Source organism: Oleiphilus sp. HI0123, assembly GCF_001635315.1.
On the sequence record NZ_LWGE01001848.1, the window covers coordinates 1 to 649 of the forward strand.

1 protein-coding gene and 1 pseudogene are annotated in these 649 nt (G+C 42.2%); one reads left to right on the plus strand and one right to left on the minus strand.

Going from position 1 to position 649, the window contains the following annotated elements; translation table 11 throughout:
• Nucleotides 1-120: pseudogene (locus A3761_RS24810) on the plus strand (endonuclease III); the annotation flags it as partial.
• Nucleotides 121-161: 41 nt separating this feature from the next.
• On the opposite strand, the gene A3761_RS24815 reads toward A3761_RS24810, so the two are convergent.
• On the minus strand, nucleotides 162-649 hold a 488-nt coding region (locus A3761_RS24815), incomplete at its 5' end, for a YceI family protein (RefSeq protein WP_068751111.1).

Below are 649 nucleotides of genomic sequence, written 5' to 3' on the forward strand. Positions count from 1 at the left end.
TTAGACGCTCACCACTGGCTTATTCTTCACGGACGTTACACATGCGTTGCCAGAAAACCTAAATGCGGCGCCTGCTTAATTGAGGACTTATGCGAATTTAAAGAAAAAACCGGCGAGTAATTACTTACTAGCCGGTTACAATAATTATCCTGAATTAGGGGCTACTGTCGAATACCTTCGATGTTCAGCTCAATTTCTACGTGTGTCGAAGCAGGGCCCAAGTTACGGGTAATACCGTAATCAGCAAGCTTTAAGCTCGTCTTACCGGTGAACCCAGCTCGATAACCACCCCAAGGATCTTTCCCTTCACCCACCTTTTCAACCGGGAAACTAATACTTTTACTTACCCCATGAAGCTCGAAATTCCCCGTTACTATCGCACTATCTTCATCAATCGCCTTAAAGTTCGTACTTTTAAAGGTCGCAAGCGGAAACTTCTTAACATCTAGGAAGTCATCACTTTTTAAATGCTTATCACGTTCAGCATGATTGGAATCAATACTATCAGTTTGAATTGTCACATTAATTGAAGATTTTTCAGGTGCTGCAGCATCATAAGAAAAACTACCGTCAAACTCATTAAAGCGCCCTAAAAGCCAGCTATAACCCAAGTGCTTTATCTTAAAGGAAACAAATGCATGCGCGCCCT